The sequence below is a fragment of the Stenotrophomonas maltophilia group sp. Smal32 genome, assembly GCF_030237085.1.
GTDB classification, from domain to species: Bacteria; Pseudomonadota; Gammaproteobacteria; order Xanthomonadales; family Xanthomonadaceae; genus Stenotrophomonas; species Stenotrophomonas maltophilia_Q.
Window position 1 is genome coordinate 1 of record NZ_JASJSI010000022.1, and the last position, 13,201, is coordinate 13,201.

The following is a 13,201-nucleotide window of genomic DNA, read 5'->3' on the forward strand; positions in this document are numbered from 1 at the left end:
ACTGCAGACGTGCCAACCAAGGTTGGCACCTACCGGAACGGGGCGAAGGTTGGCACCTACCGGAGCGGGGCGAAGGTTGGCAGCTACCGGAGCGGGGGCGATGGTTGGCAGCTACCAGAGCGGGGGCGGGAGCCGAGCATGGCTCGACGCTGCAAAGGCGGAGGCGTTACCGGGCCTGACGGCCGGGCGCGGTAGAATTCCCGGCCATCCCAGAACCACCGGATCCCGATGAGCCCCAGCCCCGCCGAACGCGCCGCAGACCTTCGCAGGCAGATCGCCCAGGCCAACCGCGCCTACCACGAGCTGGACGCGCCGGAGATCCCCGACGTTGACTACGACCGGATGGTGCGCGAGCTGGAAGCGCTGGAGCGCGAGCATCCGGAACTGGCCCGTGCCGACAGTCCGACCCAGCAGGTCGGTGCGCGGCCCTCCGGCCGTTTCCCGGAAGTGCGCCACGCGGTACCGATGCTGTCGCTGTCCAATGCCTTCAGCGATGAAGAAGTGGCCGATTTCGTGCGCCGCATCGACGAGCGCCTGGGGCGTCGCAGCCTGCGGTTCTCGGCCGAGCCGAAGATGGACGGCCTGGCGATCAGCCTGCGCTACGAGGAGGGTCACTTCGTGCTCGGCGCGACCCGTGGCGATGGCAGTACCGGCGAGGACGTGACCGCCAACCTGCGCGAGATCGGTGACATTCCCAAGCGCCTGCACGGCAAGGACTGGCCGGACGTGCTGGAGGTACGCGGCGAGGTCTATATGGCGCGTGCCGATTTCGAGGCCTACAACGAACGTGCCCGTCAGCACGGTGGCAAGATGCTGGCCAATCCGCGCAACGCCGCGGCCGGCTCGCTGCGCCAGCTCGATCCGAAGATCAGTGCGCAGCGCAGGCTGAGCTTCTTCGCCTACGGCACCGGCGAGGTGCAGGGTGGCGAGCTGCCAGACACGCATTCGGGCACGCTGGCCCAGCTCGGCGCCTGGGGTTTCCCGGTCAGCGCACTGTGCAAGGTGGTGGAAGGGACCGACGGCCTGCTGGGGTACTACCGCGATATCGGTGAGCGCCGCGACGGCCTGCCGTTCGATATCGATGGCGTGGTCTACAAGCTGGATGACCGCGCCGGCCAGCAGGCGATGGGCTTCGTCTCGCGCGCACCGCGCTGGGCCATCGCGCACAAGTTCCCGGCGCAGGAACAGAGCACCACGGTGGAGGCGATCGAGATCCAGATCGGCCGCACAGGTGCTGCCACGCCTGTTGCGCGCCTGGCGCCGGTGGCCGTGGCCGGCGTGATCGTGTCCAACGCCACGCTGCACAACGCCGACCAGATCGCGCGCCTCGATGTGCGCGTCGGCGACAGCGTGATCGTGCGTCGTGCGGGCGATGTCATTCCCGAGGTGGTCAGCGTCATTCTCGACCGCCGCCCGCAGGGCACCACGCCGTGGCAGATGCCGACGCGCTGCCCGGTGTGCGGCTCGGAGATCGTGCGTGAGGAGGGGGCGGCGGCGTGGCGTTGTTCGGGCGAACTGTCCTGCCCGGCGCAGCGCAAGGAAGCCATTGCCCATTTCGCCTCGCGCCGCGCCATGGACATCGACGGCCTCGGCGACAAGTACATCGAAACCCTGGTCGATGCCGGCATCGTCAAGAGCGTGGCCGACCTGTACCGGCTCAGCCGCGATACGCTGCTGCACCTGAAGCTGGTGCTGGATGCGGAGGATCCGTCGGCGCTGGCAGCGGCGCTGAAGCTGCACCTTCCCGCCGAGGGCAGTGGTGCCGTGCTCAATGCGGTGCTCAAGCTGGACGGCAACGATCCGGGCTGGCGCGCGCAGGCGCTGGCGCAGCCGGCCAGCTTCGAATGGAACACGAAGAAGATCGCCACCAAGTGGGCCGACAACCTGATCGCAGCGATCGACGCCAGCCGGGCCGCCACGCTGGAACGCCTGCTGTTCGCACTCGGCATCGAGCATGTGGGCGAGAGCACTGCCAAGGCGCTGGCGCAGTGGTTCGGTGACCTGGAACTGATCCGCCATCTGCCGTGGCCGCTGTTCAAGCGCGTGCCGGACATCGGTGGCGAAGTGGCGCGGTCGCTCGGCCACTTCTTCGAGCAGCAGGGCAACCAGCAGGCCATCGATGACCTTCTGCAGGTCGGACAGGTCCGCATCAGCGATGTGCACGCGCCCAGCGCCAAGTTGCGCGAGGGGCTGGACCTGGCGCAGCTGCTGGTCGAATCGGAGATCCCTGGCATTACCCGCCTGCGCGCGGAAAAACTGGTCGCCGCGTTGCCCGGTGCACAGGCGGTGCTCGACGCCGAGCATGGCCAGTTCGTCAACGCCGGGCTGCCGGATGACACGGCGCGTGGTCTGGCCGAGTGGCTGGACGCCGATGGCCACGGTGCGATGCTGTTGGCCGCCGAGAACGCGATGCGGCAGATCCTGGCCAAGGCGCCGGCGCTGGCCGAGATCGTGGCCGGTCCGCTGGATGGGCAGACCGTGGTACTGACCGGCACCTTGGCCCAGCTTACCCGCGATGCCGCCAAGGAGCGCCTGGAGGCGCTTGGTGCCAAGGTGTCCGGCAGCGTGTCGAAAAAGACCAGTTTCGTGGTGGCCGGCACCGAGGCAGGCTCCAAGCTGGACAAGGCACAGTCGCTGGGTGTGCCGGTGTGGGACGAGGACCGCCTGCTGGCCTATCTTGCTGAACACGAATGATGACCCCGCCGGGTGCCCCTGCGCCCGGCATGAAACACAAAGGAACACCGATGCAGACCGCCCCGCTGGATTTCCGCCTGGCCACCCGAGCTGACGAGGAGCTGCTGATCGCGTTGATGCGCGAGTTCTACGCCGAAGACAGGATCGACTTCGACGACGCGCGCGTGCGTCGCGGCGTGGATGCGTTGCTGGCCGATCCGCGTAATGGCGAAGTGCTGCTGTGGCTGGACGAGGCCGGCGAGGTGGTCGGCTATGCGGTGATCGCGATGGGCTTCAGCCTGGAACAGGGCGGCCACTTCATGCTGCTGGACGAGCTGTACCTGGCCCACCGTGCACGTGGTCGTGGCCGCGGCAAGCAGGCGCTGGCGATCTGCGAACAGCGTGCGCGCGGCCGTGGCGTCAGCCGCCTGCGCCTGGAAGTGAACCACCACAACGAGCTGGCCCGTCGCCTTTACCTGGCCAGCGGCTACATCGACGACACCCGCGATCTGCTGACCCTGCCGCTGGACCATCCGCGCCCGGAGGGCATCCTGTGAGCGAGGCCCTGCTGCGGGCGCTGCAGCAGCGTGCCGCGCTCAACGCGCTGGTGCGCCGTTTCTTCGCCGAGCGCGATGTGCTGGAGGTGGAAACGCCGATCCTGTCGGTGGCGGGCAACACCGAGCCGAACATCGACAGCTTCCATACCGATTTCACCGGCCATGTCGATGCAGGTGGCCGTCGCCGCTGGCTGCGTACCTCGCCGGAGTATCCGCTCAAGCGCCTGCTGGCCGCCGGCGTCGGCGACTGCTACGAACTGGGTCGGGTGTTCCGCAACGGCGAGGCCGGTGGCCGCCACAATCCGGAATTCACAATGCTGGAGTGGTACCGGGTTGGCTGGGATCATCATCGCCTGGTGGAGGAGACCGCCGAGCTGGTCGGCCAGGCGTTGGCGCTGGTCGGACGCAGTGCGACGCTGCGCGTGCTGAGCTACCGCGAGCTGTTCCAGCAGCATGTGGGCGTGGACCCGTTCAAGGCCGATGAGGGTGCATTGCGGGCCGCGCTGGGTGATGTGCACATCGATCCGGTCGGTTTGACCCGCGACGACTGGCTGGACCTGTTGATGACCCATCGCATCCAGCCGCAGTTTGATGACACGGTGATGACCGTGGTCCATGACTGGCCGTCCAGCCAGGCTGCACTGGCGCGTATCCGGCCCGGCACGCCACCGTTGGCCGAGCGTTTCGAGTTGTACCTGGGCGCGGTGGAGCTGGCCAACGGCTATCACGAACTGAACGACGCCCACGAGCAGCGCGCGCGCTTCCAGCGTGACCTGCAGCGGCGCCATGAACGTGGCCAGGTGCAGCCGGCGCTGGACGAGGCGCTGCTGGCTGCGCTGCCATCGATGCCGGCGTGCGCTGGCGTAGCGGTGGGCGTCGATCGCCTGCTGATGGCGATGAACCGCACGCCGCGTATCGCCGATGTGCTGGCCTACGACTTTGCCCACGCATGAGCGACGCGCGTTCCTGAACTTCGAAGACTGAACGGAATACCGCGTTTCCGCGCTTGCTTCGGTAAGCAGGATGATGCTCTTATCACGGCAGATGCCGGACACTGGCACGCAGTTCATCCATTCCTGTTGGGGAAGGCTTTGGTCAAGTGGTTTGCGGTTGTCGCTGCACCGGTGTACTCCATCGCGCTATGGGGTGCCTGGCTGCCGTCATCGGCATCTGCCCAGCAGGCCGGCTACGACGGTGAAGTGGTGACCTGTGAATCACGCGACATGGGCTGGGTGCATTGCGATATCGATGTCAGCAACGGCATCGACCTGGTGCGCCAGCTCTCCAACAGCAGCTGCATCCGTGGCAGCGAATGGGGCACCGACCGCAGTGGCGTGTGGGTCACGCTGGGCTGCCGCGCCGAGTTCCGCGCGCGCCGCGCTGCAGGTGTCGCGCCGGTAGCCAGCGAGGGCAAGCGCCTGGTCCGTCGCGTGGTGCGTTGTGAATCCAATGGCCGCCCGCAGAGTTGCCCGGTGCGCCTGGATGGGGCGCCAGTGCGCCTGCTGCGCCAGCTGTCGGCGCTGCCATGCCGCGAAGGGCAGGGCTGGGGCTACAAGCGCAATGAAGTCTGGACCAGTCGCGGTTGCCAGGGGGACTTCGAAGTGGCTGACGAGGACGGCCGATTCGTTGACGTACCACGCCGGCTGACCTGTGAATCGAAGTCGAAGAAGCGCCGTTTCTGCGGTGCCAGCATCTCGGTTGGTGCCGCTGTCTTCGAGCAGCTGTCCAGCACGCCGTGCGAGGAAGGCAGTACCTGGGGCTGGAGCCGCAACGGCATCTGGGTGGACGGCGGCTGCCGCGCCGAATTCTCGGTGAATTGAGTCCGGGCGGGCTCCAACCCCGGGGGCGTGGCCCTACAATGGGCCCATGAACACTGCCTCAGACATCGACTACGCCCGTTACGACCACATCCGCCCGATCCTGTGGACCGGCGATGCCCTGCAACTGCTGGACCAGCGCAAGCTGCCGTTCGTGGTCGAGCATGTGGTCTGCCATGACAGTGACGAAGTGGCTGCGGCCATCCACGCGTTGACCGTGCGTGGTGCGCCGGCCATCGGCATCGCCGCCGCCTGGGGCGTGGTGCTGGCGGCGCGCGACGTGCAGGCCGCCGACGGTGCACATGCCCTGCAGCAACTGGAGCCGGCGCTGCAGCGCCTGAACGCCTCGCGCCCGACCGCGGTGAACCTGGCCTGGGCGCTGGCGCGCATGCGCCGCTGCCTGAATGCTGCCGGCGCTGACTGGAAGGCCGCGCTGGAAGCGGAGGCGCAGGCCATCGCCGAGGAAGACCTGGCGGCCAACCGCCATATGGGCGCGCTGGGCGCAGGCCTGATCGAGACCGGTAGCGGTGTGCTGACCCATTGCAACACCGGCTCGCTGGCCACCGCCGGCTTCGGCACCGCGTTGGGCGTGATCCGTGCCGGCATGGCCCAGCACCGCATTGCCCGCGTGTTCGCCGGTGAGACCCGGCCGTGGCTGCAGGGCGCGCGTCTGACCGTGTGGGAGCTGCAGCAGGATGGTATCGACGCCACCCTGATCGCCGATTCGGCTGCCTCGCACCTGATGAAGACCGGTGCCGTGCAGTGGGTGATCGTGGGTGCCGACCGCATCTGCGCCAACGGCGATACCGCCAACAAGATCGGCACCTACCAGCTGGCCATCGCCGCGCGCCACCACGGGGTGAAATTCATGGTCGTGGCGCCGTCCTCGACGGTGGACATGGACACCGTTGACGGCAGCCAGATCGAGATCGAGCAGCGCGATCCGGGCGAGCTGTACGGCGTGGGTGGCACCCGCACCGTGGCCGAGGGCATCGCTGCCTGGAACCCGGTGTTCGACGTCACCCCGGGCGAGCTGATCGACGCCATCGTGACCGAGCGCGGCGTGATCCTGAACCCGACCGCCGGGAACATGCGCGCCGCCTTTGGCGGTTGAGCCGGGACTGGGTCGAGGATGTCTGTAGAGCCGAGCCCATGCTCGGCTCCGCCGGGGAATCCGCCGCAGCCGGGCATGGGCTCGGCTCTACAGGGGCGGATGAACCCCCTAAGTTCCTGATTTGTGCAGGTAAAATCCCCGTAAAGGGAGGCGGAAAACGGCCTGTTGTGGTAGTATCCACAGGTTGAATCGAGGTTCCGGCACGACCCCCTTCCGCAGAGGGCTGCGCCGGACTGGACCGCTACCAGACAACGGAACCCGAATGGCAGAAACCGCCAAGGAAATCATCCAGGTCAACCTGGAAGACGAGATGCGCAAGAGCTACCTCGATTACGCCATGAGCGTGATCGTGGGCCGTGCGCTGCCGGATGCGCGCGACGGCCTCAAGCCGGTGCATCGTCGCGTGCTGTTCGCGATGAACGAGCTCAACGCGCACAGCAACAAGCCCTACTTCAAGTCGGCGCGTATCGTCGGTGACGTCATCGGTAAGTACCACCCGCATGGCGATCAGTCGGTGTACGACACGCTGGTGCGCCTGGCACAGCCGTTCTCGCTGCGCTACATGCTGGTCGATGGCCAGGGTAACTTCGGCTCCATCGATGGCGACTCCGCCGCGGCGATGCGATACACCGAAGCGCGCATGTCGCGCCTCGCGCATGAGCTGATGGCCGACATCGACAAGGAAACCGTCGATTTCCAGCCCAACTACGACGAAAAGGAACTGGAGCCGACGGTCATGCCGACCCGGTTCCCGAACCTGCTGGTCAATGGTTCGGCCGGTATCGCGGTGGGCATGGCGACCAACATCCCACCGCACAACCTGAGCGAATCGATCAACGCCTGCATCGCGCTGATCGACAACCCGGACATCGACGTCGACGGCCTGATGGAGTACATCCCGGGCCCGGATTTCCCGACCGCCGGCATCATCAATGGCACCGCCGGCATCGTCGCCGGCTACCGCACCGGCCGTGGCCGCGTGCGCATCCGTGCCAAGGCTGATATCGAAGTGGCCGACAACGGCCGCGAATCGATCATCGTCACTGAAATTCCTTACCAGGTGAACAAGGCGCGTCTGATCGAGAAGATCGCCGAGCTGGTCAAGGAAAAGAAGATCGAAGGCATCAGCGAGCTGCGCGATGAGTCCGACAAGGACGGCATGCGCATCTACATCGAGATCAAGCGCGGTGAATCTGCCGAGGTTGTGCTGAACAACCTGTACCAGCAGACGCAGATGGAATCGGTGTTCGGCATCAACATGGTGGCGCTGGTCGATGGCCGCCCGCAGTTGATGAACCTCAAGCAGATGCTGGAGGCGTTCGTCCGCCACCGTCGCGAAGTGGTCACCCGCCGCACCGTGTTCGAGCTGCGCAAGGCGCGCGCCCGTGCCCACGTGCTGGAAGGCCTGACCGTCGCGTTGGCCAACATCGACGAGATGATCGAACTGATCAAGACCTCGCCGAACCCGAACGAAGCACGTGAACGCATGCTGGCGCGCGTGTGGGAGCCGGGCCTGGTCGGTGCCATGCTGGGTGCTGCCGGTGCCGAAGCCTCGCGCCCGGAAGACCTGCCCAAGGGCGTGGGCCTGATCGAGGGCGGCTACCAGCTGACCGAGATCCAGGCCACCCAGATCCTGGAAATGCGCCTGCACCGCCTGACCGGGCTGGAGCAGGACCGCCTGACCGACGAGTACAAGCAGCTGCTGGAAGTGATCGCCGGGCTGATCCACATCCTGGAAGATCCCGACCGCCTGCTGCAGGTGATCCGCGAGGAACTGGTCAGCGTCAAGGCCGAGTTCGGCGACGAGCGTCGTACCGAGATCCGCCACAGCGAAGAAGACCTGGACATCCTCGACCTGATCGCGCCGGAAGACGTGGTGGTCACCGTGTCGCACGCCGGTTACGTGAAGCGCCAGCCGGTGAGCGTGTACCGCGCGCAGCGCCGTGGCGGCCGTGGCCGTAGTGCGGCGGCGACCAAGGAAGAGGATTTCATCGAACAGCTGTGGCTGGTCAACACACATGACACGCTGCTGACCTTCACCAGTTCGGGCAAGGTGTTCTGGCTGCCGGTCTACCAGCTGCCGGAAGCGGGTTCCAACGCCCGTGGCCGTCCGATCATCAACTGGATTCCGCTGGAACCGGGCGAACGCGTGCAGGCCGTGCTGCCTGTGCGCGAGTACGCCGATGGCCAGTTCGTGTTCTTCGCCACCAAGAACGGTACGGTCAAGAAGACCCCGCTGGGCGAGTTCGCCTTCCGTCTGGCCCGCGGCAAGATCGCGATCAACCTCGACGAGGGCGATGCGCTGGTTGGCGTCGGCCTGACCGACGGTGAGCGCGACATCCTGCTGTTCGCCTCCAACGGCAAGACCGTGCGCTTCGGCGAGGACAAGGTCCGCTCGATGGGCCGTACCGCGACCGGCGTGCGTGGCATCAAGATGCCGGCCGGCGAGGAAGTGGTCAGTCTGATCGTGGCCGAAAGTGCCGGTGGCATCGAGGACGAGAACGAGGACGACAACGGTGTCGAAGAAGCCGCCGCCAATGGCGATGCGGTGATCGACGGCGCCGACGACGCCAGCGTGCAGTACATCCTCACCGCGACCGAGAACGGCTACGGCAAGCGCACCCCGCTGCCGGATTACCCGCGCAAGGGTCGTGGCACCCAGGGCGTGATCGGCATCCAGACCACCGAGCGCAACGGCAAGCTGGTCGCCGCGGTGCTGATGGGTTCGGATGACGAAGTGCTGCTGATCTCCGATGGCGGCACCCTGGTGCGTACCCGTGGCTCGGAAATCAGCCGCGTCGGCCGCAACACCCAGGGCGTCACCCTGATCCGCCTGTCCAAGGACGAGAAGCTGCAGGCGGTGGAACGCATGGATGCCTCCATCGAAGAGGACGAGGACGAGGTGGCGACTGCTGCCCCGGCCGCGGCCGAAGGCGCACCGGCTGCGGCCAGCAGCGAGGACGCCGCGCAGGAGTGATCCCGCCGCGATGAGACGTACCCGACGACGCCGGCCCTGTGCCGGCGTCGTCATTTCTGCGGATCTTCCGGTCGTGGTGGATTCTCCGATCGCTGCGGACTATCTGATCGCTGCGGACCATCCGATCGCTGCGGACCATCCGATCGCTGCGGTAGAGTCGACTGTTAGTCGACTGCTCTGCGCCCGGCGCTGCATACGCCGGGCGCCCCGCCAAACGCCGCTCAGACGCCCCATCACCCCCCCGACCCGCCCCCACACCCCCCCCCCCCCCCCCCCCCCCCCCTTTTTTAATCATACGGCGACCACCCAAATCTACACAGAGTAGATCTTCGGAAGCTTCATATTTTAATAAGAGACAGGACCATCCGATCGCTGCGTTAGATTCTAATTTTAGTCTACTGGTGTGGAACCGGCCGTGAAAACCCCGCGCTGCGCGCGATAGTCGACTAACAGTCGACTCTACCCAGCCGACGATCACCCAGCCGACGATCACCCAGCCGACGATCACCCAGCCGACGATCACCCAGCCGACGATCACCCAGTCGGCAACCACCCAGCCGACGATCACCCCGTCAGGTCCACCCAGAAAATACGCGCGCGCTTCACATGTGCGGTGGGATAAGGGCGCATGCTGCCCCCGGAGATCGACGATGTCCGCCACGCCGCAGTCCGCTTCTGTCCTCGTCCGCGCCTCCCGCCATCCCCTCGTCACCGTGCTGTCGCTGTTGCTGGTGGTGCTCGGCCTGGTCATCGGCGGTCTCGGTGCATGGCTGCTCAGCCTTGGGGGTTCGGCGTACTACGCCATCGCAGGATTCGGCCTGCTGGCCAGCGGCATCCTGCTGTTCGGCAACCGTCGCAGCGGCGCGCTGCTGTACGCGCTGGTGTTCGTCGGCACACTGCTGTGGACCTGGTGGGAGTCGGGCAGCGACTACTGGCGTTGGGTGCCGCGCCTGGGCCTGGTTACGGCGCTGGGCATCGTGGTGGCGCTGCTGGCACCGACCCTGCGCGAACCGGTGTCAAAGCGCCTTTCCCGTAGTGTGGCTGGCCTGCTGATGCTGGTGTTCGTCGCCGCGTTCGGCCTGGCGTTCGCGCCGCATGGCGAAGTGGACGGGCACCAGCCGTTCCCGGAAGGGGCGGTCAGTGCCGGCCTGGCCCCGACGCGTGATACCACCGGCCTCCAGCCCGCCGACCAGCCTGCCGACGGTGACTGGCCTGCCTGGGGCCGCAGCAATGCTGCCACCCGCTATTCCCCCCTGCAGCAGATCACGCCGGCCAACGTTGCCACGCTGCAGCTGGCCTGGCAGTTCCGTACCGGCGACCTGCCGAAGAAGCGCTGGGGCGCGGAATCCACGCCGCTGAAGATCGGCGACCGCCTGTACCTGTGTACCGCGCGCAACCGCTTGATCGCACTCGACGCCAGCAGCGGCAAGGAACTGTGGCGGTTCGATCCGAAGGTCAAGGACGCTTCGATTCCCTATACAGCTGCCTGCCGTGGCGTGAGCTACTACGAACAACCCAACGCGCCGACCATCGCCGATGCGGTGCTGGCCGATGTCGCCGCCGACCTGGCCCTGCCCGAGCCGCCGCCCACGGTCACCCGCAGCGCCGCGCCGGGCAGCCGTCCGGCCTGCTGGGCGCGCATCATTGAAGGCACGCTGGATGGCCGCATCATCGCAGTGGATGCGGACAGCGGCCGCCCGTGCGCCAACTTCGGCAACAACGGCCAGATCGATATCACCCTGGGCATGGGCGAGGTGCCGCCGGGCTATGTGTCGATCACCTCGCCACCGGCGATCGTGCGCGGCGTGATCGTCACCGGCCACCAGGTGCTGGACGGCCAGCGCCGCGATGCACCGTCGGGGGTGATCCAGGCTTACGACGCGGTCACCGGCAAGCTGCGCTGGGCGTGGGACATGGACCAGCCCGAGCGCAACGGCCTGCCGCCACGCGAACAGACCTATACGCGCGGCACGCCCAACATGTGGACCACGGCCACCGGTGATGAGGCGCTGGGCCTGGTCTACCTGCCGCTGGGCAACTCCGCCGGCGATTACTGGAGCGGCTCGCGCACGGAAAACCAGAACCGCTATTCCACCTCGCTGGTGGCGATCGACGTGGCCACCGGCAAACCGGCCTGGCACTTCCAGGCCGTGCGCAAGGATGTATGGGATTACGACCTGGGTTCACAGGCCAGCCTGATCGACTACCCGACCGCGGCGGGCAAGGTGCCGGCCATCCTGCTGCCGACCAAGCAGGGCGACCTCTACATCCTCGACCGCCGCAACGGCCAGCTGCTGAGTGCCGCGGAGGAACGCGAGGTGCCTGTGGGCGGTGTCGAGCCCGAGCAGCGCTCACCTACGCAGTTGTTCTCGCTGTACCACACGCTGCGCCGCGAGCATGACCTGACCGAGCGCGACATGTGGGGGCTGACCCCGATCGACCAGCTGGTCTGCCGCATCCAGTTCCGCAAGGCCTATTACGAAGGCTTCTACACGCCGCCCAGCAGTGACCGCCACTCCATCGAGTACCCGGGTTACAACGGTGGCTCGGACTGGGGTAGCGTCTCCATTGATACGCGCCGTGGCGTGATCGTGGCCAACTACAACGACATGCCCAACTACAACCGGCTGGTGCCGCGTGCCGAAGCCGACCGGTTGGGCTGGCTGCCGCGCGAGAAGGTCCGCGCCGACAAGGGCGGTGGCGAGGGTGCAGGTGATCCGCAGGTGGGCACGCCGTATGGCATCCAGGTCAATGCCGGCTGGCGGCTGCCGTTCACCGGCCTGCTGTGCAAGCAGCCGCCCTACGGCGGCATTCGCGCCATCGACCTGCGTACCGGCAAGCTGCTGTGGGATCGCCCGTTTGGCAGTGCGCGCGGCAATGGTCCATTCGGTATCCGCTCCGGCCTGCCGATTGAAATCGGTACGCCGAACAACGGCGGTTCGGTGATTACCGCCAGTGGCCTGATCTTCATCGCCGCCGCCACCGATGATCTGCTGCGCGCGATTGATCTGAAGACCGGCAAGGAACTGTGGCACGCCAAGCTGCCGGCCGGTGGCCAGGCCAACCCGATGGTGTACGAACAGGGCGGCCGCCAGTACGTGGTGATCATGGCCGGTGGCCACCATTTCATGGAGACCCCGAAGGGCGATTACGTGATGGCGTTTGCGCTGCCCAGATAGAGCCGACAGGGTATAACCGGCTGGATAGAGCCGACCGGGTAGAGCCGACCGGGTAGAGTCGACTGTTAGTCGACTGCTCTTCTCTCCCACGCTGGAAAACCCGCGCTTCGCGCGATAGTCGACTAACAGTCGACTCTACCCAGGCGACTCCACCTTCCCGGACGCTGTATCGAGAGGATCCCTGATCCTGGCGTTGGCAGGGAACCGATGCCGGAAATCCATGCGAGCGAGCATTCTCAAGCTCATGCCCAGCCCCCAACTGCTTGCCGGCCGGCGATCCATCGTCGGTAACGTCTACGCCATCACCATGGTGTGCCGGAACCGCCATCGCGTCTTCGATTGCCCTGCCAATGCCGATCTTGCCATGCAGCTCCTCGGATCGATGGACCGGGAAGGCCTGACTGCGTCGCTTGCCTGGGTCATCATGCCGGATCATATCCACTGGCTGGCTCAACTACGTGGCCATTCGCTGGGCTACTGCGTGCAGCGCTTCAAGGCGCGCAGCAGTTTTCTGATCAACCGGCGGCGAGGGAACCAGGGTGCAATCTGGCAGGCGGGTTATCACGATCATGCGATCCGCAGTGACGCGTCGCTGCACAGACACGCTTGCTACATTCTGTCAAATCCCGTTCGAGCCGGTCTTGCCGCGCAGATCGGTGACCATCCGTACGGGTGGTGTCGCTGGCCGCTGAGCGAGCTGGAGTCGGTCCACGAGGATGAATTCTGATACGGCCAACTCTACCTCGTCGGTCTACTGAAGGGTTCGCGCGATTCCACGCGACTGCGCGCTTCTACGGCCGACTGGGCCGAACCGACTGGGTAGAGTCGACTGTCAGTCGACTGCTCTTCTCGCCCACGCTGGAAAGCCCGCGCTTCGCGCGATA

8 protein-coding genes are annotated in these 13,201 nt (G+C 66.4%); all 8 read left to right on the forward strand.

Annotated features, from left to right (window positions below; genetic code table 11):
- The first annotated feature begins 222 nt into the window (after nucleotides 1-222).
- The 8 genes from ligA (at nucleotide 223) to QRO91_RS07670 (ending at nucleotide 13,044) form a co-directional block, all read left to right on the forward strand.
- Nucleotides 223-2,694, forward strand: a complete 2,472-nt coding sequence (gene ligA, locus QRO91_RS07635) for an NAD-dependent DNA ligase LigA (protein ID WP_285310357.1) — start codon at nucleotides 223-225, stop codon at nucleotides 2,692-2,694.
- Between the two features lie 50 nt (nucleotides 2,695-2,744).
- Nucleotides 2,745-3,230: a GNAT family N-acetyltransferase gene (locus tag QRO91_RS07640; protein WP_024957227.1), complete on the forward strand. Its 486-nt coding sequence runs from the start codon at nucleotides 2,745-2,747 to the stop codon at nucleotides 3,228-3,230.
- Complete coding sequence (gene epmA / locus QRO91_RS07645) at nucleotides 3,227-4,183, forward strand: EF-P lysine aminoacylase EpmA (protein WP_049430098.1); 957 nt, start codon at nucleotides 3,227-3,229, stop codon at nucleotides 4,181-4,183. Before QRO91_RS07640 ends, epmA begins: the two co-directional genes overlap by 4 nt.
- Before the next feature lie 138 nt (nucleotides 4,184-4,321).
- Nucleotides 4,322-5,050: a DUF3011 domain-containing protein gene (locus QRO91_RS07650; RefSeq protein ID WP_049430097.1), complete on the forward strand. Its 729-nt coding sequence runs from the start codon at nucleotides 4,322-4,324 to the stop codon at nucleotides 5,048-5,050.
- A 46-nt stretch (nucleotides 5,051-5,096) separates the two neighbouring features.
- Nucleotides 5,097-6,161 (forward strand): S-methyl-5-thioribose-1-phosphate isomerase, encoded by a 1,065-nt coding sequence (gene mtnA / locus QRO91_RS07655; protein ID WP_049430096.1) that lies wholly within the window; start codon nucleotides 5,097-5,099, stop codon nucleotides 6,159-6,161.
- A 262-nt stretch (nucleotides 6,162-6,423) separates the two neighbouring features.
- Complete coding sequence (gyrA, locus tag QRO91_RS07660) at nucleotides 6,424-9,138, forward strand: DNA gyrase subunit A (protein WP_049430095.1); 2,715 nt, start codon at nucleotides 6,424-6,426, stop codon at nucleotides 9,136-9,138.
- Nucleotides 9,139-9,788: 650 nt separating this feature from the next.
- Entirely contained in the window at nucleotides 9,789-12,317 is a 2,529-nt protein-coding gene (locus QRO91_RS07665; RefSeq protein WP_197633264.1) for a membrane-bound PQQ-dependent dehydrogenase, glucose/quinate/shikimate family, read from the forward strand.
- A 244-nt stretch (nucleotides 12,318-12,561) separates the two neighbouring features.
- On the forward strand, nucleotides 12,562-13,044 hold the full coding sequence (locus QRO91_RS07670) for an REP-associated tyrosine transposase (protein ID WP_049430100.1): 483 nt from the start codon (nucleotides 12,562-12,564) through the stop codon (nucleotides 13,042-13,044).
- The last annotated feature ends 157 nt before the right edge of the window (nucleotides 13,045-13,201 follow it).